Origin of the sequence: Glaciimonas soli, assembly GCF_009497155.1 — a bacterium.
GTDB classification, from domain to species: domain Bacteria; phylum Pseudomonadota; class Gammaproteobacteria; order Burkholderiales; family Burkholderiaceae_D; genus Glaciimonas; species Glaciimonas soli.
Window position 1 is genome coordinate 77,981 of the sequence record NZ_WINI01000005.1, and the last position, 21,695, is coordinate 99,675.

The 21,695-nt window shown below is 48.8% G+C and carries 14 protein-coding genes and 1 pseudogene; 9 read left to right on the forward strand and 6 right to left on the reverse strand.

All coding sequences use genetic code 11. The features are described from left to right. Positions 1–350 precede the first annotated feature (350 nt). The 7 genes from GEV47_RS10990 (at position 351) to GEV47_RS11020 (ending at position 11,381) form a co-directional block, all read left to right on the forward strand. Complete coding sequence (locus GEV47_RS10990; RefSeq protein ID WP_153234828.1) at positions 351–1,286, forward strand: LysR substrate-binding domain-containing protein; 936 nt, start codon at positions 351–353, stop codon at positions 1,284–1,286. 211 nt (positions 1,287–1,497) lie between these two features. After that, positions 1,498–2,898 (forward strand): nucleobase:cation symporter-2 family protein, encoded by a 1,401-nt coding sequence (locus GEV47_RS10995; RefSeq protein ID WP_153234829.1) that lies wholly within the window; start codon positions 1,498–1,500, stop codon positions 2,896–2,898. An 85-nt stretch (positions 2,899–2,983) separates the two neighbouring features. Continuing rightward, positions 2,984–4,744, forward strand: coding sequence for an allantoate amidohydrolase (locus GEV47_RS11000; protein ID WP_153234863.1), 1,761 nt, complete (start codon positions 2,984–2,986; stop codon positions 4,742–4,744). 271 nt (positions 4,745–5,015) lie between these two features. Then, positions 5,016–6,377 (forward strand): 8-oxoguanine deaminase, encoded by a 1,362-nt coding sequence (locus GEV47_RS11005; protein ID WP_153234830.1) that lies wholly within the window; start codon positions 5,016–5,018, stop codon positions 6,375–6,377. A 126-nt stretch (positions 6,378–6,503) separates the two neighbouring features. Continuing rightward, entirely contained in the window at positions 6,504–7,859 is a 1,356-nt protein-coding gene (locus GEV47_RS11010) for a hypothetical protein (protein WP_153234831.1), read from the forward strand. Further along, positions 7,856–8,575, forward strand: coding sequence for a hypothetical protein (locus tag GEV47_RS11015; protein WP_228124666.1), 720 nt, complete (start codon positions 7,856–7,858; stop codon positions 8,573–8,575). Before GEV47_RS11010 ends, GEV47_RS11015 begins: the two co-directional genes overlap by 4 nt. Further along, positions 8,562–11,381, forward strand: a complete 2,820-nt coding sequence (locus GEV47_RS11020) for an ATP-binding protein (RefSeq protein ID WP_153234832.1) — start codon at positions 8,562–8,564, stop codon at positions 11,379–11,381. The genes GEV47_RS11015 and GEV47_RS11020 overlap by 14 nt, the downstream gene beginning before the upstream one ends. Positions 11,382–11,601: 220 nt before the next feature. Here GEV47_RS11020 and GEV47_RS11025 read toward each other — a convergent pair whose 3' ends face one another. The 6 genes and pseudogenes from GEV47_RS11025 to gcl form a co-directional block, all read right to left on the reverse strand. Beyond that, a complete protein-coding gene (locus tag GEV47_RS11025; protein ID WP_153234833.1) occupies positions 11,602–12,207 on the reverse strand; it encodes an amino acid synthesis family protein in 606 nt (201 codons plus the stop codon). A 42-nt stretch (positions 12,208–12,249) separates the two neighbouring features. Further along, positions 12,250–13,674 carry a pyruvate kinase gene (gene pyk, locus GEV47_RS11030; RefSeq protein ID WP_153234834.1) on the reverse strand — a complete coding sequence of 475 codons (1,425 nt, stop codon included), beginning with the start codon at positions 13,672–13,674 and terminating at the stop codon, positions 12,250–12,252. A 72-nt stretch (positions 13,675–13,746) separates the two neighbouring features. Further along, on the reverse strand, positions 13,747–15,045 hold the full coding sequence (locus tag GEV47_RS11035) for a glycerate kinase type-2 family protein (protein WP_153234835.1): 1,299 nt from the start codon (positions 15,043–15,045) through the stop codon (positions 13,747–13,749). A 141-nt stretch (positions 15,046–15,186) separates the two neighbouring features. Beyond that, a pseudogene (locus GEV47_RS11040) lies at positions 15,187–16,098 on the reverse strand (2-hydroxy-3-oxopropionate reductase); the annotation flags it as partial. 52 nt (positions 16,099–16,150) lie between these two features. After that, complete coding sequence (gene hyi / locus GEV47_RS11045) at positions 16,151–16,930, reverse strand: hydroxypyruvate isomerase (RefSeq protein ID WP_153234837.1); 780 nt, start codon at positions 16,928–16,930, stop codon at positions 16,151–16,153. Positions 16,931–17,144: 214 nt separating this feature from the next. Continuing rightward, positions 17,145–18,920, reverse strand: coding sequence for a glyoxylate carboligase (gcl, locus tag GEV47_RS11050; RefSeq protein ID WP_153234838.1), 1,776 nt, complete (start codon positions 18,918–18,920; stop codon positions 17,145–17,147). A gap of 271 nt (positions 18,921–19,191) precedes the next feature. Here gcl and GEV47_RS11055 point away from each other — a divergent pair, with 271 nt between their 5' ends. Both GEV47_RS11055 and GEV47_RS11060 read left to right on the forward strand, forming a co-directional pair. Continuing rightward, entirely contained in the window at positions 19,192–20,100 is a 909-nt protein-coding gene (locus GEV47_RS11055; protein ID WP_153234839.1) for a LysR family transcriptional regulator, read from the forward strand. Positions 20,101–20,636: 536 nt separating this feature from the next. After that, on the forward strand, positions 20,637–21,656 hold the full coding sequence (locus GEV47_RS11060; RefSeq protein ID WP_153234840.1) for a GGDEF domain-containing response regulator: 1,020 nt from the start codon (positions 20,637–20,639) through the stop codon (positions 21,654–21,656). Positions 21,657–21,695 lie beyond the last annotated feature (39 nt).

Genomic DNA, 21,695 nt, shown 5'->3' on the forward strand with positions numbered 1-21,695 from the left:
CGAGAGAGGCTTTTTTCCTCTCAACTCGGTCGCGAACTTTTTGAATTAACTAAGCTGACAGCTCCGCTGCGACCATTATTTTTTAATTCCGATGCATTTTTAAAAACAAGTGCTGCAAACACACAACACTTAAAAAATAAAAAGCTTCGGTTTTACGAAAGATAAACGTGTTACCCAATAAAAATATTGAAGATCACGTATATTTAACATACGCATATTGATATACAAAATAATTTGAGCTAATCATACTTGCCACTGGAACAACCTGGTTTAACCTCAAAACACCAAGCTATCCATTCCAATCCGCATATACCAGCCTTACATAATAAAAATCACAGAGACAAAACGCCATGTCAAAATTACCAGACCATCTCGATATCCACCTTATACGCATACTGTACTTGTTGTTGTGCGAAAAAAACGTTTCGCGGGTTGCCCTTAAACTGAATCAGCCACAACCCTCAATTTCCGCTTCCCTGCGTAAATTGCGCGAGCTGACGGGCGATCCATTATTAGTGCGTGGTGCACGTGGCATGGTGCCGACTCAGCATGGCGAGAGTTTATTGAAGCCTGCCAAGCGCATTCTGGATGAAACCGAACGCTTGTTCGTCCACAAAACCGCTTTCGTGCCGCAAGATGCTTCACGCACCTTCCATATCGCCGCGCCAGATTATATGAATACGCCATTTTTTCTGGAGCTCGTGTCCAGAATGCGGCGCGAATCACCAAAAAGTCGCATCGTGATTCATGCACTGGGGCCTGAAACTGATTACGTACGCCTGTTGTCCGATGGTGAATTAGATCTGGTTATCGCTAACTGGGACGAGCCGCCGCAACATTTGCATCTATCAAAGTTGTTTGACGACCCTATCGTCTGCCTGATGCGTGCTGACAGCGCCTATGCCAAACGCACTGCATCGGATGCCATGACGGTGGAAGACTATTTAAGCCTGCCGCACGTCGCCCCATGGCAAGTGCTGCCGGGTTATCACGGCATCATTGAAGCCTATCTGGATCGTCAAAACATGCGCCGCAATGTTGTCGTTGAATCAGCCTATTTCGGCATGTTGCCGTATATGGCCGCACAAACCGATCTGGTACTAACCACCGGCCGACAATTTGCGCTTTTTTATGAAAAAACCCTGGCATTGAAAAGCTTCACGCTACCAATTAAATTCCCGCCTATGCGTTTTTATCAACTCTGGCATGAACGCGTGCACCAGGCTACGGAACACAAATGGTTACGTGAGCAAGTAGGCCTGGTAGCGAAGGCTATGGTGAAGTAATTCTGCTGAAACAATGCTGCAAAAATGATCAGCAATACAATCTTTTCAACTAACAAGGATATATCGACGCACCAAAATCCACTATCAACATGTGCGTATAGTTATGGGAATGGTTCCCTATAGTATCGGATTACACAAACAGTACTGCCAACTAATAGGCATAGTTTGTGCATAAAAATATAACATTTAAATCCGAAAACTGGAGACACTCATGACCACCACCACAGCTACTGATCCAGTAGATGAAAAACTCCCTATGGGAAAACTCGCTGCACTCGGCATGCAGCACGTACTAGTGATGTATGCCGGCGCAATTGCCGTACCGCTGATCGTTGGCGGCGCATTAAATTTAGCCCGAAGCGATCTCGCTTTTTTAATTAGTGCGGACTTGTTTTGCTGTGGTTTGGTAACGTTAATTCAAAGTCTGGGTTTCTGGAAATTCGGTATCAAAATGCCTGTCATGATGGGCGTCACTTTTGCAGCGGTGGGACCTATGGTCGCCATGGCGGGCAATACTGATCTGACCATCGTGCATATCTATGGAGCGGTGATCGTTTCCGGTATTTTCGGCGTCGTCATTGCGCCATATATGAGCCGCATGATGCGCTTCTTTCCTCCCGTGGTTACCGGCACGGTCATTACGGTGATCGGTGTTTCATTGATGGGGGTCGGTATCAATTGGGCAGCAGGTGGTCAACCAGTGATTGGCACATTGGTCAACGGTGTATTCACTAAAATCCCTAATCCCGAATATGGTGCGCCAATCAGCCTGGGCATTTCTGCGATCGTGCTGGTGTCTATTTTACTCATCACCAAATATGTCAAAGGTTTCATTGCCAATATCTCCGTCTTGATGGGCATGATTATTGGTTTTGCGATTGCTCTGGCAATGGGGAAAGTTGATTTTTTTGGTTTGGAACAAGCAGACTGGTTTGCCATGATCCGTCCATTCCATTACGGCTGGCCGAAGTTTGATCTTGGTTCTTGTCTCAGCTTGTGCCTGGTCATGATTGTGACGATGATTGAATCAACCGGGATGTTTATCGCTCTTGGCGCCATTGTTGATAAAGAAGTCGATGACAAAACGCTGGCGCGTGGTTTGCGTACAGATGGTTTGGGTACCATCATCGGCGGGATTTTCAATACGTTTCCTTATACATCGTTCTCGCAAAACATCGGCCTGGTTGGTGTCACCGGCGTCCGCAGCCGCTTTGTTTGCGCTGCGGCAGGTTTAATTTTGATACTGTTTGGTTTATTTCCGAAAATGGCAACAGTTGCTGCCTGCATTCCACAATTTGTATTAGGTGGCGCCGGCCTGGTGATGTTTGGCATGGTCGCAGCAACCGGCATCAAAATACTTTCTGGCGTCGATTTCAACGGTAATCGGAATAATCTTTTCATCGTCGCCGTCAGTATTGGTGCCGGCATGATACCTATCGTTGCACCAACTTTCTTCGACAGAATGCCACATTTCTTATCTACTATATTACATAGCGGCATACTGTTGGCATCCACCATGGCGGTATTATTGAACCTGTTCTTTAATGGCAGCGGTAAAAATCAAGATTCCCGCGCCTATGCACTGGCAGCAGCGCAAAGTTCTGATCACTAGTTTCTGGTTATATGGCGGGCTCACCCGCATATTACATAAAAAATATCGGCGAGTGAGCTTCGCCGGCAGCAGATGGTTAAGCAAAATGACGACTTTAGAACAACTAAATAACAGCGACATCAACACTTTCGTAGCCACCCTCCACGGTATTTATGAGCATTCGCCATGGATACCGGAACGTGCGGCCAAGCTGCGTCCTTTTGCCAACATCACTGCATTGAAACTAGCGATGCAAGACATCGTTCGACACGCCACCAACGATGAACAACTCGGTTTGATTCGTGCCCACCCGGAGTTGGCTGGCAAAGCAGCGGTTTCTGGCGAGTTAACCGCAGAATCGACCGATGAACAATCTAAAGCCGGACTGCATCTATGCAGCCCGGAAGAATTCGCCACACTACAAAAACTCAATAGCGATTACAACAACAAATTTGGCTTCCCCTTCATCATTGCGGTCAAAGGCGCTGATGGTAAAGGTTTGACGCGCGAAACGATTATTAAAATGTTTACCCGCCGCTTGAGAAATCAAGTCGCCGATGAACAAGCCGAAGGTTTACGCCAAATCGGCCGTATCGCAGAAATGCGGGTTAACGCGTTGCTCGGTTACACACCAAAATTAGGTGAGTTGATCATGCAATGGTCGGAAGTGATCGGCGCATGGAGCGATGATGAAACCGGTTTGACTTGTGCTTACATGACCGATGCCCACCAACGCACTGCCAAGCAAATCGCCGTCTGGATGCGTGAAGCGGGCATGGAAGCACATATCGATGATGCCGGTAACGTGGTTGGTCGCTATTTGTCCGACAACCCGAATGCCAAAACCTTGCTGACAGGTTCCCATTACGACACCGTACGCAATGGTGGGAAATACGATGGCCGCGAGGGGATTTTGCTACCTATCGCCATCGTTAAACACTTACATGAACGCGGCGAAAAACTGCCGTTCCATTTTGAAATTGTCGGTTTCTCGGAAGAAGAAGGCGTACGTTTCAAAAGCACATTCTTGGGCAGCAATGCCGTCACTGGCCGATTCGACATGGCTTTGTTAGACAAGCTCGACAACGACGGCATTAGCATGCGCGATGCTTTGCAAAAAGCCGGCCACACCCCTGAAAACATCCCTGCATTAGCACGCAATCCGACCGACCTGCTCGGTTTCGTTGAGGTGCATATCGAACAAGGTCCAGTGTTATTGGGACGCGATCTGCCGGTGGGTATTGTCACGTCTATCGCAGGCAGTTGCCGCTACATGGTGCAATTGAAAGGTGTCGCCAGCCATTCCGGCACGACCCCGATGAACATGCGCAAAGATGCCGCCACTGCCGCTGCCGAAATCGTGCTCTACGTCGAACAACGTTGCGCGCAAGATCAACATGCATCACTGGTCGGCACCGTCGGTCAATTGCAAGTACCAAACGGTTCCACTAATGTAATTCCCGGCGCTTGCGTGTTTTCTTTGGATATTCGCGCCGAAGTGGACACCATCCGCGACGCTGCCGTCAACGATGTGTTGAAGTTCATTGAAACAACTTGTCAACGTCGTTTTGTTGAAAGCAGCGTAGAAAAAATGGTATCCGAGCCAGCGGCACCATGTGCACCGTGGTTGATGGAACAACTGAGCGCTGCGACGAAACGCGCTGGCGTCAAGCCATTCAAATTGGCTTCCGGTGCGGGTCATGATGCGATGGCGATTGCACACATCACCGATGTAGCAATGTTGTTTACGCGTTGTGGCAATGGTGGAATCAGTCACAATCCATTGGAAACCATGACTGCCGACGATGCTGAAGTATCGGCGCAAATCTTGTTGGATTTTTTGCGTAATTTTAAAGCTAAGGCGTAATAAAACTTTCATTCCGAATCAGTTATTGGACTTCTTTCAGAGTCGTAGCGAGCGGATCAGAATTGTGCCGAGAAGCGCAACCGTCCCCAACAAGGGCGGTGAGTATCACAGGCGCAATCCCGATTGGCGCAGCAGGTTCTGAATGAAGTCTTTCTTGGGTTTAAACAGATAGACGTATCAAGATACATATCTTCGGTCTTGGCAAACACCCTCACTCCTGCCCTTCTTCCGTTTGCGGGAGTTGGGCTCCAAGCAAAGAAGGTAGGTAAATATGTCAAAAACTCTCTTAATCAAAAATGCCCGCGTTGTCGTCACCATGGACGAACAACGCCGTGAAATTGCCAACGGTGCTGTTTTCATTCGCGATAACGTCATCGAACAAGTTGGCAGCAGCGCCGATTTGCCGCACATCGCTGACGAAGTGATTGATGCCAGCAACCACGTTGTGATTCCCGGCCTGGTCAACACCCATCACCATATGTACCAAAGCCTGACGCGCGTGATTCCTGCAGCGCAAAATGGTGAACTGTTCAACTGGCTGACTAACCTCTATCCAATCTGGGCCAACTTGACGCCGGAAATGATTCAGGTTTCTACACTGACAGCGATGGCGGAATTGATACTGTCTGGCTGCACTACCAGCAGTGATCATCTGTATATTTATCCGAACGGTTGCAAACTCGATGACAGCATAGAAGCCGCGCAAAAAATCGGTATGCGCTTCCATGCTGCACGCGGCTCGATGAGTGTCGGTCAGTCCAAAGGTGGGCTGCCACCGGATTGCGTGGTCGAAGATGAAAAAGCCATTTTGAAAGATACACAACGCCTGATCGAGACCTATCACGATGCCAGTCGTCATGCGATGCAACGCATCGTGGTGGCACCGTGCTCTCCGTTTTCAGTATCACGTGATTTGATGAAAGAAGCCGCTGTACTGGCTCGTCATCACGGCGTTTCACTGCATACGCATTTGGCAGAAAACGTCAACGATATTGCCTACAGCCGCGAAAAATTCAACATGACGCCGGCCGAATACGCCGAAGATTGCGGCTGGGTTGGTCACGATGTCTGGCATGCGCATTGCGTGCAACTCGACGACGAAGGTATTTACATGTTTGCCCGCACCGGCACTGGCATTGCTCACTGCCCTTGTTCAAATATGCGCTTAGCGTCCGGCATCGCCCCGATTCGCAAAATGATCGATGCTGGCGTATCAGTTGGCCTTGGTGTTGATGGTTCGGCATCCAACGACGGCGCGCACATGCTGGGCGAGACACGCCAGGCTATGCTGCTGCAGCGCGTCGGCTTTGGCCCTGATGCGATGACCGCACGCCAAGCGCTGGAAATCGCCACGTTAGGCGGTGCAAAAGTGCTCAACCGCGACGACATCGGTGCTCTCAAACCGGGCATGTCGGCTGACTTGGTGCTATTTGATTTGAATCAGGTAGGTTTTGCCGGCGGCTGGCACGATCCGGTTGCCGCATTGGTGTTCTGCACGCCGTCTGACGTCGCTTACAGCGTGATCAACGGGCAAGTTGTGGTGCGCAATGGGCAATTGACGACAGTCGATTTGGGAAATGTATTGGAGCGTCATAATAAATTGGCAATAACTTTGGCAGAAGCCGCACGCTAAAATCCACATTCGGTATTGCGCAATAAATTCTTTTGTTCGCCTAACCTGAACTAAAGACATCGCTTCAAAATGGGGAAATGTTTCCTTACCATTTCCCCATACCCCAGAGTGCCTTAAAATAGCGGCATGCAAAATATCACCAATACCGTTCCAGCCGCTAATGACGAACCGCAAACCAGCCTGCAAGCCTACTTCAAGCCAGAAATCTCCCCTGATGACATAGAGCAAGTTTTTCGTTTAAAACGCGCGCAACCGCTATTAGAGTCATTCACTGCCCTATTCCACGGTGGTTTTGATGGCGTTATCGTCCGTTTGCTGGTGCTACGTGAGTTGGCGGCAGACACACAATCGTCAACGGTGACCCGCGCCGAAATCAACGCCAAACTCGGTTATCTGGAACCTGAGAGCCTGGAAACCGTATTGAGCCGCCTGCGCTCCTATCAGTTATTGGCATGGGATGCCGGTCAAAGCGTGTATCGCATTACACCGACTGCGCGGAATGTATTGGCAGCTTTAGATAGTTTATTGACAATAGAGCAAAATGACGATGCCGCCGACATGGGATTTCTGATGTCGCAAGTTGCTGGTGCGCAAGCTGTAGGCGGTGTCAGCATTGAACAATTGCAGCATTTGTTGGGACGTCTGGTCGAGTTGAAAGAAGAATTCAGCGACGCCATCGCCTCCGGTTCTGAATTCCTTTTAAGATCGGCCCAAACCAAGTGGAACAGAGCCTGCGATTGGGTCGAACAAGGCACTAAAATCATTCATGCGATCACCACTGACAGCCGCGCTGATGCCGCAACGCATCGCGCAGCGCAAGCGATTGGTCGAGCGCAAAGCGCCTTGCTTAATATGCAGGGTATGTTTTCGCGCACACTCAATCAAATCGAACGCCAGCGCGTGCATCTGGGCCAGTCGGGACTTTCCACTACGGATATCAAGAGCTGGCTGTTACAGCATGACGATCTGGCAGCACTGGCAATTGACGCCATTGCCTTGCCACTGACACCATTATTTATCACGCCTGCTGAAATGATTGACGTGGCCGAATCCGAGTTGTTTGCAGCCCGTCTTGCCAGCATCAATTCGGTATTGCCATCTGGTGAAAATGCGCTGATCTCGCAAAGTCAAGATACCAGCATGCCGCAAGAATTGAATGCCTGGCTGACGCATTTGGCGCAATTTGCCACGGTCAACGCCAGCGATACTTCAGTTACGACAGCACCCACACCGATAGAACAAGTGCTGCTGCCGGCAAACTTTGCGGTAGCCTCTTATCGCGCTTCTCTGTTACCGCTGATCGGTGATGAAAGCGAAGCCGCACTACAAGGCGGCACCGCCACCATGGCGCGTCTGCCACTGGTCTTTATCACTGGTGACGGCATGGTGACCCTGGACGATGAGCACGTTGCGGCGATCTCGGTTGGTACACTCGGTACCAAAACAAACACAAGTGAAACTTCAACAGAAATAACAAAATGATCGATGATGCACAAATCCTGATTGCGCGATTAATGACGCATCAAACCTTGAAGCGCGATGAAAAATTGGTGAAACGCGCATTGTCCGATGAAGTGTTTCGGGCAGAAATCGATACACGTCTGGCCAACTGCGGTCTGAAATTTCTGGATAATGTCTACGCAGATCATGTGACGCTGGCACTGCAACGTACTGTAGAGCCTGCAATTTTCGGTTCCAATTCAGTCTGGCAAAACAATAATTTCGGTTTGGCACGCGATGGAGTCGCCTTGCTAGTCGTGTTGTGGGCGCAAATTATTTTGCCTAAACGCGAACGCCAGGAAGCACACCAACTGGCCGATGACGATCAAAACGATATGTTCGGCAAAGACAAACCAATGCCTCGTGCAGAAAATTCCTCTATCGGCATTTCTTACAAAGCGCTGTTGACCGATTTCGGCGACAAGCTCGGTAAAAAAACGCGCATGGATATGAATCTTGGACAGCTTGCCAAACTCGGTTTCATCGAACGTCGCAACGACATGATTACAGAAGGCCCATTACTGGACTTGATGATGGATACCGACACGCTGAAAGAACGCATCATCAATGGCGCACTGGCCGACGTATTCAAAACTTCACCGGTCACTATTGTCGAAACCGCGGTAGAAACTGCGATAGAAACACCAGCAGGAACCACCCTTCCAGTAGCAGAACAGGACACACATGTTTCACATTAAATCGCTAGAACTGGTCCATTGGGATTACTGGCAACGCATCAAAAATATTCCGCTAGACGCTAAAATCATCACCATCGCCGGTCAGAACGGCTCCGGCAAAACCACCTTGCTCGATGCATTGCGTACCTTGTTCGGGCTGGATTGCTCTAACGGTCGTTCGTATAAACATTACGCTCGTCACTCTGGTGAGCAAACCGCGTGGTTGCGCGCCGTGGTCGATAACCGTCCGCTCGGCAAACAGCTGTCGAATCGCCCTTTCCGCTCATCCGGTTTTTTTAGTGAAGATGACGTCACGCTGTTTTGCCAGATCGAAAAAAATGGTGGCGATTGGAAGCGCAGCTATTTGATGCGTCCCGGTGTCGTCGAAATTGAAGAGGTACAAGATGCCAGCGATTGGCTAGGTCCCGATACTTATCGCAAACGTTTAGCCAATGCGGGGTTGTCGCCCGCTATGGCAAAAGTGCTGGCGTTAGAACAAGGTGAAACCGACAAACTCTGCGAATATGCGCCGCGCCAGTTGTTGGACCTGGTGTTTCAGGTATTTGGCGATAAAGAGGTACTGGATGATTACGATCATGCCAAACACCATCAGCGCGAAACTGAAGTCGAACTGCAGCGTTTTGAAACAGAATTGGAAGCTTCAAAAACCAATCTGGAAGGCTTGCGCCTGCGGGTCGCCAATTATCACTCTTGGGAACATCTCAACAAAGAAAAACAAAATCTCCAGGCCGAAATTCTGCCGATTTTGCAGTATCACGAAGCACGCGAAAAAGCCGCAGATATCAGTCAGAAGTTGCGCAATGAGAGAAAAAATTTAGTTACACAGGAAGAGCAACTGTCAACCACCCGCGCGACTTTATCGAAATTGGCCGATGCCCTCAGCAACGCCAATAATCACGAAGCTGCGCTGGAAAAAGAAGAATCATCACTGCTCAAGCAACTGAGCGAATGTAATAGCAAATTAAAGCCGCTGGAAAATTTACTCGGCCAGAAAGAACGATTACAAAAACTTGCGGCGGACGCTGGTTCCGATATCGCCGATGCTGCTGCACAACTGGAAACCAAAGAAGCTGAAAATTTAGTCTTGCGCCAAAAACGCGCAACGCTGGCCGAACGTATCAGCGGCGATAAAGCCACTATCAGCGCATTGGAAAGCAAGGCTGCATTACCAGAGCCAGATGACGTGCGCAGCATGCGCCGTGCCTTACGTGACGCAGGTTTGGATCACGTCATGTTGAGTGACATCGTGGAAGTCAGCGATACGCGCTGGCAAGGCGCGGTCGAGGGCGTATTGCGCAGCTATACGTCCGTGATTTTGCTGGAAGATGCCAGCAAAGCGGGGGCAGCGTATCGTTTAGCCGAGCAGCAACGCTACAAGCATTTCATCGTCCCTGAACGCAGCATCGCACCAGTAACAAAGGACCAAAGCTTATTGTCGGTATTACGTTTTAGTGCGCCGGTTCCAGCGTGGTTAATCGAGCAATTGGCACGCATCACACGCGTGGACTCAGTTGATATCGGCATGCATTTATCCAACAAAGAAGAATGGATTACGCCCGAGGCTTACCACCATGAACGACGCGGCGGCCGATCATTATCGGTGGAGGTATCACGCTATCGCTTCGGTCAGGCTGGCCGTACGCAACGCCTGGAAGCCTTGCAAAAAAACATGCAAAAGCTGGAGAGCGAAGAAGATCAACTGACGTTAAGCATAAGCAAGCTGGCGACCGAATGCAGCACATTAAAATCGCGTCTCGCTGGCGTTGATGCAGCCAAAGAACTGAGTGCTCGCCAAGCCGAATTCGATGAAGCCGCGCACAATGCTACGCCATTAAAAACCTCGCGCACCAGTATCGGCACGCGTCTGGCGGAAATCGGTCCAGAAAAGAAAAAAGCAACGGAAGCCCGTACCCGCGCCGACACCGTATGGAATAACACTAAAGCGTCTTTATCGGACAGCGAAGCCCAGCTACGTCACGCTGGCAAGCGTCACACCCTTGATCGCAGCACACATGCGCAAGCTTTAGTAGAGACCCACAAAACATGGCATCACCTGCCGTTTAACTGGCGTAGCCCAGCGCGGCGCGCAGCCTTGGTTACAGAACATCAAAATGCGCATCAAGTCGATTTGCGTCTGAATAATCTGATTGCCGATCTGGCGCGAGATGATTGGGAAACCGACAGCACAGTGGTGGATCAACATGTGCGTCTGCGTCATCAATTGCAAGAACGTGAAAGCGAAACCGACGAACGTCGCTATCAAAATAATCGCGCCATTGAAGCCACGACCAATGCGCGCGGCGTTTACATAGAACGCTTGCGTTACACCATCAAAACCTATGGTCGCAATATTAAAGAATTGGGTGAGCTTGCCGGTATCGAAGTTCATACCGATGCAGTGCGATTGGAAAACGATGACATTCAGCTAGCGCAAGCCGGTTTGCATGTCCGCTTTAAATTCGACGGCAAAGGCATCATCGGCATGAACGACGGCGAAGCATCGGGCGGCCAGCAAGTAATGAAATCCCTGATTCTACTAATCGGTTTATTGAAATCCGATGATGGTGCTGGCGGCTTCGTTTTCATCGACGAACCATTCGCTCATCTGGATATTCGCAATATTCAATTGGTAGGAGAATTTCTTAAGAATACCGATGCGCAGTATTTGATGACAACACCGTTGACGCATAATACCGATGTCTATGATCCGTCTGAACTGACCTTAATCACCAAGAAAAAAGACAAGAATACGGCGTGGGCACAACCGATTACGGTGTTGCAGCGAAGGATGGCGAAAGTGGCATAAGGATAAGACTCTATCAATCCGCTATTGTCAGTAACTTGATAAGTAATACCAAATAATGGATTTGAAAAATACCACCGTCATCCTCGCGAACGCGGGAATGACGATGGTTAGAATATGGCTCTGCGTAACATCAATTAATTTTACTTTCATTGTTCATACAAAAAAAAAGCGCCTATCATCAGCGCTTTTTTATTTACTGCGATTGTTTTTCTCAAAACAATTAATTCAAACCGTTCTGCCCACCAATTTCACTCGCCTTCAAACCGCCCAGACGTGCATGCAGACGACCGCGCGTCGCTACTGCAAATGCGACTACGATTTCATCAGGATTTGGCGCATCGAAGAATTGCGTTGTCACCGTGTCATAGTGTGATGGAACATAGAGTGCATTTTTGTGTGCCAACGGAATATCGATTTCGGCGCCGAGTGCGCCGCGTTTTCCCGATGACGGAATCCATGCTTTTCCACCACCGAGTGCTTCGCGGATTGGCATTACCATTGCCGGCGTCAAGAAAGCGTTGCCGTGTTCATATTCGCCATTGGTGCCGACGATGCAGGATTTTCCGTAGCTTTCAAACTCTTCACCTGCAAGTGCGGCGACCAGACGGCGACCGAATTCGTGGCCCAATGCAGGTGAGTTGTTGAGTATCAGTTCCAGATTTTCGCTGAATTTACCGGCATACGGATTGTGGATGGCGGCGGCGATGACGATCTTGCGTAGCACTGCGCCGTCGGCCAGTACGCCATTTTCATTGGCTAAGGTGTCGTCAATCTGGGTGTACCACTTGCGGATATGGTAGTTCTCAAAGTTTGCTGGTTTGGTCATGTTGGTCTCTTTTTTAGTCAATAGGATTAAATGCGACTTTTATTATTTAGTTGGCCAGATTTCTGCCAGGCGCAATAAATTCGTACTACCCGGCTGGCCAAACGGCATACCGGCAGTAATCGCAATTTGATCGCCAGCTTCAGCAAAACCTTCGTCGAATGCAGTCTGGCAAGCGGCTGCCACCATTGCGCTTTCATTGTGAACCTGGTCGCTGATGGTTGAGTGCACGCCCCATACCAATGCCAAACGACGCGCTGTTCCGAGTTTTGGTGTGATACTGATGATCGGCGCTGATGGCCGTTCACGCGCGGCACGCAGGCTGGTGTGGCCCGAACTGGTGTAAGTTACGGTTGCTTTTGCGCCAACGATGCTGGTGACATCGCGCAAGGCTGAACAGATGGCATCGCCGCGATTTGGTAATGGTGTTTCGTGCTGCGCATCCAGCATGTTGCGGTACAAAGGATCTTTTTCCACTTCTGTGATAATGCGATTCATCATCTCGACCGCTTCGATTGGATACGCGCCGCTGGCTGATTCTGCTGACAGCATGACGGCATCGGAGCCATCATAAATTGCGCTGGCAACGTCGGATGCTTCAGCGCGTGTTGGTACCGGCATGGTGATCATCGACTCCAGCATTTGAGTGGCAATCACGATTGGCTTACCGTGTTGGCGGCAGACGCGCAGAATACGCTTTTGTACGCCTGGCACGCGTTCTGGTGGCAGCTCCACACCCAGATCACCACGGGCGACCATGATGGCATCAGATGCTTGTACGATGGCGTCCAACTGATCCAATGCGGCCGGTTTTTCCAATTTGGACAAAACACCAGCACGATTGCCTATAATTTCTTTGGCTTCCAATACATCTTCCGGACGCTGTACAAACGATAGCGCAACCCAGTCAACACCAAGCTCTAATGCAAATGCCAGATCGGCCTTGTCTTTTTCGGTCAATGCCGGAATCGGCAATACTGCGTCCGGAACGTTGACGCCTTTACGATTGGATAATTCGCCACCGTTCACTACCCGTGTGCGAATTCTCTTCTTGTCACTATCTAATACTTCCAGACGAATTTTGCCATCGTCGAGCAGCAACGATTGACCGCCAGCGATCACTTCAAACAGTTCCGGATGCGGCAGACAAACACGTACGTTGGTGCCCGGAGTCGGATCGCGGTCTAGCGTAAACTCTTGTCCGGCAATCAGTGTTACTTTACCTTCGGCGAAAGTACTTACCCGCAATTTTGGGCCTTGCAAATCGGCCAGAATCGCAATCGGACGGCCGACACTACGCTCAACCGCACGCACGATCCGGTAGCGTTCCTGGTGGTCGGCATGAGTGCCGTGACTGAAGTTAAAACGGAATACATCGGCACCTGCCTCGAACAATGCTTGAATCGTTTCTTGAGTAGCGCTGGCAGGACCAAGCGTGGCGACGATTTTAGCTTTACGTAGACGTCTCATGGAATTCTTTCGGTATTGATGAATGGGGAGCACATAGAACAAGGAGACGGCGCACCGTCTCCTCACAAACAATTACAAAATCACGATTGCGCGGAAATCATTGACGTTGGTGCGGGTTGGGCCGCTGACCACCAAATCGCCCAAGGCATTAAAAAATCCGTAACCGTCATTATTTGCCAGCATCGCTTTTGGATTTAATCCGAGTTCTTCGGCATGACGTATCGAGTGCGGTTGACAAATCGCACCGGCATTGTCTTCAGAGCCATCGATACCATCCGTGTCGCAAGCAATTGCATGAATATTTTCATGACCATTCAAGGCAATCGCCAGGCTCAGCAAAAATTCTGCATTACGCCCGCCATGGCCATTACCTTTTACCGTAACCGTCGTTTCTCCGCCAGAGATCACTACGCAAGGTTTGCTAAATGGTTGGCCACGATCGGCGATTTGTTCTGCTATCGCTGCGTGGGCAAGAGCGATATCACTTGCCTCACCTTCCATCCGATCCGACAAAATATAGGCAGGAAGACCTGCTGTCTGCGCGGTTGCTGCTGCTGCATCCAACGCATCTTGCGCATTGGCGATCACAAAATGCTGGTTGCGCTCTAAACGAGGATCGCCTGGTTTGGCGCTTTCGCCTTTACCTGATTCCAAATGGTGCAACACTGCATCTGGAATAGCGATGTCATATTTTTTCAAAACAGCCAAGGCATCCGCACACGTAGTCGGATCGGCTAAAGTCGGGCCGCTGGCAATGATGCCAGGATCGTCGCCGGGAATGTCGGAAATCAAAAAGGTAACCACGCGCGCCGGCGCACATGCCAGAGCCAGGCGGCCGCCTTTGATTGCCGATAAATGTTTACGGACGCAATTCATTTCAAAAATTGTCGCGCCACTTTTCAACAGTGCTTTATTAATTGCTTGTTTTTGTTCCAGGCTAATGCCTTCGGCGGGTAACGCCAACAAGGACGATCCACCACCCGAAATCAAGCAGAGCACCAAATCGTCTTCAGTCAGACCTTGCACCATATTCAAAATGCGACTAGCTGCCTGGCGGCCAGCTTCATCCGGCACCGGATGGGACGCTTCCACCACTTCGATTTTTTTGCAATCTGCGCCGTGATCGTAACGCGTTACTACCAAGCCAGAAATTTTACCTTGCCAGTGATCTTCTACTGTCTTCGCCATCGCTGCCGCACCTTTGCCGGCGCCGATCACCAGAGTGCGCCCCTTACCAGTCGGCGCTGGAATTTTTGCCAGGTATTCAGGCAGACATTTTTCAGCACTCACCGCATCAACTGCACTGTTGTACATATCGAGCAAGAGTTCGCGGGGATTGATTTTGCCGAGGGAGGTGTTCGCGGTGGCCATGCAGTTCTACCTTGATCGTGACGACTAATTCATGTAAATCGCAGGATGGGTCGTGGTTGCGCCACTCACGTGGCGATTCCCATCCTACTTCACTTTGCTTTTTTACAAACCGCAATAAAATATCACGGCCATGCAAAACAATTATTGTGCTTTTGCAATCTCATGATTTGACATGATTTCAATCGCACGGCACAGTGCCGAGTGATCCAAACCGCTTAAACCATGGGCTGCGCACGAATTCATCAATTCTTGTGCAGTTGCAGTGTTCGGCAATGAAACGCCTAAAGCTTTTGCGCCTTGCAATGCCAGGTTCAAATCCTTTTGATGCAATTCAATACGGAAGCCTGGGTTGAATGTACGTTTTACCATCCGTTCGCCATGCACTTCCAGAATACGCGATGCAGCAAAACCACCCATCAATGCTTGGCGTACACGCGCTGGATCAGCACCTGCCTTAGAAGCAAATAACAGTGCTTCAGCAACCGCTTGAATGTTCAATGCAACGATAATTTGGTTGGCAACTTTAGTCGTTTGACCATCGCCGTTACCACCAACCAGCGTGATGTTTTTACCCATCAATTCAAACAATGGTTTGACATCGTTGAATGCTGTCTCCGAACCGCCGACCATGATGGTCAACGATGCGGCTTTAGCACCAACTTCGCCACCTGATACCGGTGCATCCAGATATTCACACTTTAATGCGTTGATTTTAGTTGCAAAACCTTTAGTAGCAATCGGTGAAATCGAGCTCATGTCGACCACGATCTTGCCTTCTGTCAGGCCGGATGCGACACCGCCTTTATCAAACAATACCGCTTCTACGTGCGGTGTGTCTGGCACCATGATGATGATGACATCAGCGCGCTTAGCAACTTCTTCGCCAGATGTACAAACCGTTGCACCGCCGTCGATCAGGCTTGCTGGTGGATTTTTAAAGTCATGCAGATAGAGTTTATGGCCGCCCTTTTGCAGATTCTCTGCCATTGGCGCGCCCATGATACCTAAACCGATAAAACCTACTTTTGCCATGATGATGCTCCTAAATTGAAATGAATTTTTTCTATACCCTACTTCTCTGCCACAAGCGGACGAGGAGAGATAATCAAATACCGTGCGCTTTGATCCAGCCCAAACCTTCTACGGTTCCAGCTTTCGGTTTGTACTCACAACCGATCCAGCCGTCGTAGCCGATTTCATTCAGGAATGCAAAAATGTAGTGGTAATTGATTTCGCCGGTACCCGGTTCAAAACGACCTGGGTTGTCAGCCAATTGCAAATGCTTGATCAATGGCAGATTTGCTTTGATCGTGTTAGCCAACTCACCTTCCATGCGTTGCATGTGGTAGATGTCGTATTGCACAAAAATATTGCTGGAACCAGTGGCTTTGATGATGTCGATTGCCTGCTGGGTATTGTGTAAGAAGAAGCCTTTGATATCGAATGTATTGATAGGCTCAATCAGTAAAATAATGCCGGCAGCTTGCAATTTATCAGCGGCGAATTTCAGGTTGCTGACTAAAGTGGCGGTCGCTACTTCATCGCTGATATCAGCAGGTTTGATACCTGCCAGACAGTTGATCTGCTTTACGCCCAACACTTTGGCATATTTCAACGCATCATCCACACCTTGTTGGAATTCGCTGACGCGATCTGGATGGCAAGCGATACCGCGCTCACCGGCTTCCCAATTGCCAGCTGGCAGATTGTGCAAAACCAGCTTCAAATCGTTCGCACTCAGTTTTTCACTAATGTCTTCTGCTTTAAAAGCGTAAGGAAACAAAAATTCCACGCCTTTGAATCCCGCTTTGGCGGCTGCGTCGAAACGCTCCAGGAACGGTAATTCTGTGAACAGCATCGTTAGGTTGGCTGCTAATTTTGTCATGTCATCTCCTTCAATCTCACATTACTCTGATTGTCCTGCTCACCCATCTCTGGGAGAGAAGAGCAAAACCTATTAAGTAATAAGTAACGCCAAATAATCGATTTATAAACTACCGCTGTCATCTTCGCGAACGCGGAGATCCAAATTACCTAAGATGGATTCCCGCGTTCGCGGGAATGACGACGGTATTTTAAAAATGTTAGATTGGCCTTGCTTAATCCAACAAACTAATCGCAGTCGGTGCATCTGCACCGGATTTTGCCAAGTCTTCAAATTCGTTGATGTTATCAATTTCCGTCCCCATCGCCACGTTAGTGACACGTTCCAGAATGATTTCCACGACCACTGGTACACGGAATTGTTTCATCAAACGTTTCGCTTCAGCGAAAGCATCTTGGATCGCGTTAGGATCGGAAACACGGATTGCTTTACAACCCAAACCTTCAACCACCGCAACGTGATCAACGCCGTAACCGTTCAACTCCGGTGCATTGATGTTTTCAAATGCTAACTGTACACAGTAATCCATTTCGAAACCGCGTTGTGCCTGACGGATCAAACCGAGGTACGAGTTGTTAACCACGACATGAATATAAGGCAAGTTGAATTGTGCACCAACAGCCAATTCTTCGATCATGAACTGGAAATCATAGTCACCTGAAAGCGCCACCACTTCACGCTTTGGATCTGCAACACAAACACCCAATGCTGCGGGAATCGTCCAACCCAATGGGCCAGCTTGACCGCAGTTAATCCAGTGACGCTCTTTGTACACGTGCAAGAATTGTGCGCCCGCGATTTGCGACAAACCGATGGTGCTGACGTAGCAAGTATCGCGACCAAATGCCTTGTTCATTTCTTCATAGACGCGCTGCGGTTTCACTGGCACGTTGTCAAAATGCGTTTTACGTTGCATTGTGCGTTTGCGTTCCTGGCACTCACCCAACCATGCTGAACGATTTGGCAATTTGCCGGCTGCTTTCAATTCTTTGGCGACTTCAACGAATAAAGTCAATGCTGCTTTGGCGTCAGAAACGATACCTAAATCCGGGCCGAATACACGACCGATTTGTGTAGGCTCAATGTCGACGTGAACAAACTTGCGACCTTTGGTAAATACGTCGATAGAGCCGGTGTGACGATTCGCCCAACGGTTACCGATACCAAGCACAAAGTCCGATGCCAACATCGTCGCGTTGCCGTAACGGTGGCTGGTTTGCAAGCCGACCATACCCGCCATCTGTGGATGATCATCAGGAATCGCACCCCATGCCATCAATGTAGGGATCACTGGTACGCCAGTCAATTCAGCAAATTCCACTGCCAAGGCAGAAGCATCTGCGTTGATAACGCCACCGCCGAGTGTCAACAATGGACGCTCTGCTGCGTTCAACATTTCCAACGCTTTGACGATTTGCGCACGTGTTGCTGATGGCTTGTATGCACCTAATGATTCGTAAGTGTCGATATCGAATTCGATCTCAGCAACTTGCACATCAAATGGAAGGTCGATCAGCACTGGACCCGGACGACCAGAGCGCATGAGGTTGAACGCCTGTTGAAACACGCGCGGTACCAACGCTGGCTCACGTACAGTGACCGACCATTTTGTCACCGGTTTAGCGATAGATTCGATATCAACCGCTTGGAAATCCTCTTTGTATAGACGTGCGCGTGGCGCTTGACCAGTGATACACAAAATAGGAATTGAGTCAGCTTGCGCTGAATACAAACCGGTGATCATGTCAGTACCAGCTGGGCCGGAAGTACCGATACACACACCGATGTTGCCTGGGTTAGCACGTGTGTAACCTTCGGCCATATGTGATGCGCCTTCAACGTGACGTGCCAATACGTGTTGAATGCCGCCGTGTTTTTTCAATGCAGAATACAGTGGGTTAATCGCTGCGCCCGGTACGCCGAATGCTTGCGACACGCCTTCTTTTTCCATCACTAAAACTGCTGCGTCGATTGCTCTCATCTTTGCCATTATTTTCTCCAGTGCCTTGATTAAATTAAACTTATTAGTAAAAATTTCTCTTGAGGCACATCCTATAAGCAAACTTTAAGTTTGATAAGAACATAAAATATCGTTTTATTCCATATTTAAAGTATGCAATACTCTTAAAAGTATCTAATACCGGGCGAATTTAATGGTATTAGGACTTATCAAGGCGAGATATCAGTTTGGACAAATATGGGGTATCAATTACTGCTATATAGCTCGGCTTGCTCAAACATCAATATCAGGCAAAGAGAACATGGACAAACTTAAGCAAATTGAAGCATTCGTCAGCGTGGTGGAAAAAGGTAGTCTGGCCAGCGCGGCATTGGAGCAAGACATTACCCCCGTTATGCTGGGACGAAGGATTGATGCTTTGGAAAAGCGGCTTGGCAGCAAGTTGATGCATAGGTCTACGCGCCATTTAACCTTGACTGAACAAGGAACGGTGTTTCTCGATCATTGCCGTAAATTACTGGCGGATTTGGATGTCGCCGAAAAAATTATTTCGGAAGGCCGTCATAAAGCCACTGGCCATTTAGTGGTATCTGCGCCGGCAGCGTTTGGACGCAAGCACGTCGCACCGCATGCGCCAAAATTTATCGCCGCCAATCCTGAAGTGAAAATTTCATTCAATCTGACCGATCGCGTAGTGGATCTGGTACGTGAAGGTTACGACATCAGCATCCGCATCGGCGGAGCGATTGAACCAAACTTTGTGGCGATCAAATTGGCAACCAATCGCCGCGTGGTGTGTGCAACACCGGAATACTTTCATCGCAATGGTTTGCCTAAGACACTGAACGATATTGCTGACCACAATTGTCTGTCTTTTAATCTGCAGGGCGGCCAGCAACGCGGCTGGTATTTTCAGCAAGGTGGCAAGCCAGTCATTATTAAAGCCGATGGCAATCTGGATTGTAACGATGGTGAATTACTGCATCGATGGGTCAGTGAGGGTCTGGGTTTAGCCTGGCGTTCAACCTGGGAGATTCAGTCACAATTGGCTTCCGGCGAGTTAATCACGGTGCTTGATGATTTCGCACTACCGCATTACGACATCATGGCTGTGTATCCACAACAACGACATTTACCTGCAAAGACGCGCTTCTTTATTAATCATCTGAAAGAGATTTATTCCCAACCTGGATATTGGACCCAGACTTAATTGATCACGCATTTGAGTTAGGTAGCGTAGTCAGTTTAATAAAAATTATCTCAATCCAATCTGCGTCGTCCCGGCGACCACGGGAATGACGGATTTTTAAAATTGATTAAGCTGGATCACTTAGCAAACAATTCACTTCATTTAAATTGCCATTTAAACCATTAAACAATTTCTATTAAAAATACGTAAATAATTTGCGTATTTATTTAAATATCAACTTAGATATTTATTTAGCATGTTAAATAAATATCTATTCAATAAATATTCGATAAAACAATCCAAAAAGGAAAAACTCGGCATGCTTTTAAGACTTTACTGATGGAAGTCTGGGGGCATCTGTTCTATTGTCATGCCAGTTAAATCTGCTTATCCATCATTTAGGCAGAGCACAAGCTTATTGCAAATAATACAAAGCAGTTTTATATGGCGCCAAACAACAATTGATGTCTAACGGCGGTTACAGCAGTAACTCGTCCGCATGATGCAATCAGTAGTGATCACAAGGTGTACATAAAGCAGTCGTCAAGGAACATAAAATGAAATCCCCGCCAGACATCACCGGTCTCAGTAAATTCAACTCTGCCGATGACGCCATCATCAAGGTTCTACTCGTGGATGATCATGTCGTTGTGGCGGGAATCATCCGACATTTGCTGGCTATTGAAACCAGCATTGAATTCCATTATTGCGCGACCGCGCAGCATGCGTTGTCAGCGGCTATCGATATTCTTCCAAATGTGATTTTGCAAGATCTGATTATGCCGGGTATAGATGGCTTCACCTTGGTACAGCAATATCGCAGCAACCCGGCAACCCGCGATATTCCGATCATCGTTTTATCATCCGAAGACGATCCTGCGGTCAAAAGCGTCGCCTTCGCAATGGATGTTAGCGACTATTTAGTCAAACCCCCTGACAGCATAGAATTAATCGCGCGAATTCGCCATCACGCTCGTTCTTATATGAATTTGCAACAGCGTAATGCCGCCTACCGCGCCTTACGCGAAAAACAGCAACAACTAGTTAGCGCCAATATGGAGTTACAGCGATTATCCAAGTCGGATGGTTTGACCGGATTGGCCAATCGTCGTTATTTTGATGAATATTTGGGCATCGAATGGAAGCGCGCTATTCGAGATCAAAGCGAACTATCCTTTTTGATGATCGATATTGATGACTTCAAACGTTACAACGACGCCTATGGCCACGTTGCGGGTGACGGCGTCTTAAAACGCGTGGCCGACATAGTCCAGACCCATGCCCGCCGTCCCACTGACCTGGCCGCACGTTTAGGTGGAGAAGAATTCGTCATCATCCTGCCAAACACGACCCGCGCCAGCGGCAACGGCATTGCACAAGCCTTGCAACAAGCCATTTATGATTTGCACATCACGCACTGCTGCTCTGCCAACAGTGATCGCGTCACCGTCAGTATCGGTTGTGCCAGCATCACTCCACAACAAATGGATGAAATGGTGACGCTGGTAGAAACTGCGGATCAAGCCTTGTATGTTGCTAAACGGACGGGGAAAAATCGGGTAGAAGTCGCACAGTGAGCGCAAGTGAATCTGGGCGTTTCAAAATGCAATAACGAA

Bases quoted from the DNA above. Each gene is read 5' to 3' on its own strand.
- pyk (WP_153234834.1), bottom strand. From the start codon at position 13,674: ATGAGACGTCTACGTAAAGCTAAAATCGTCGCCACGCTTGGTCCTGCC.
- GEV47_RS11055 (WP_153234839.1), top strand. From the start codon at position 19,192: ATGGACAAACTTAAGCAAATTGAAGCATTCGTCAGCGTGGTGGAAAAA.
- GEV47_RS11010 (WP_153234831.1), top strand. From the start codon at position 6,504: ATGCAAAATATCACCAATACCGTTCCAGCCGCTAATGACGAACCGCAA.
- GEV47_RS11020 (WP_153234832.1), top strand. From the start codon at position 8,562: ATGTTTCACATTAAATCGCTAGAACTGGTCCATTGGGATTACTGGCAA.
- GEV47_RS11025 (WP_153234833.1), bottom strand. From the start codon at position 12,207: ATGACCAAACCAGCAAACTTTGAGAACTACCATATCCGCAAGTGGTAC.
- GEV47_RS10990 (WP_153234828.1), top strand. From the start codon at position 351: ATGTCAAAATTACCAGACCATCTCGATATCCACCTTATACGCATACTG.
- GEV47_RS11060 (WP_153234840.1), top strand. From the start codon at position 20,637: ATGAAATCCCCGCCAGACATCACCGGTCTCAGTAAATTCAACTCTGCC.
- GEV47_RS11035 (WP_153234835.1), bottom strand. From the start codon at position 15,045: ATGGCCACCGCGAACACCTCCCTCGGCAAAATCAATCCCCGCGAACTC.
- gcl (WP_153234838.1), bottom strand. From the start codon at position 18,920: ATGGCAAAGATGAGAGCAATCGACGCAGCAGTTTTAGTGATGGAAAAA.
- GEV47_RS11015 (WP_228124666.1), top strand. From the start codon at position 7,856: ATGATCGATGATGCACAAATCCTGATTGCGCGATTAATGACGCATCAA.
- hyi (WP_153234837.1), bottom strand. From the start codon at position 16,930: ATGACAAAATTAGCAGCCAACCTAACGATGCTGTTCACAGAATTACCG.
- GEV47_RS11005 (WP_153234830.1), top strand. From the start codon at position 5,016: ATGTCAAAAACTCTCTTAATCAAAAATGCCCGCGTTGTCGTCACCATG.
- GEV47_RS11000 (WP_153234863.1), top strand. From the start codon at position 2,984: ATGACGACTTTAGAACAACTAAATAACAGCGACATCAACACTTTCGTA.
- GEV47_RS10995 (WP_153234829.1), top strand. From the start codon at position 1,498: ATGACCACCACCACAGCTACTGATCCAGTAGATGAAAAACTCCCTATG.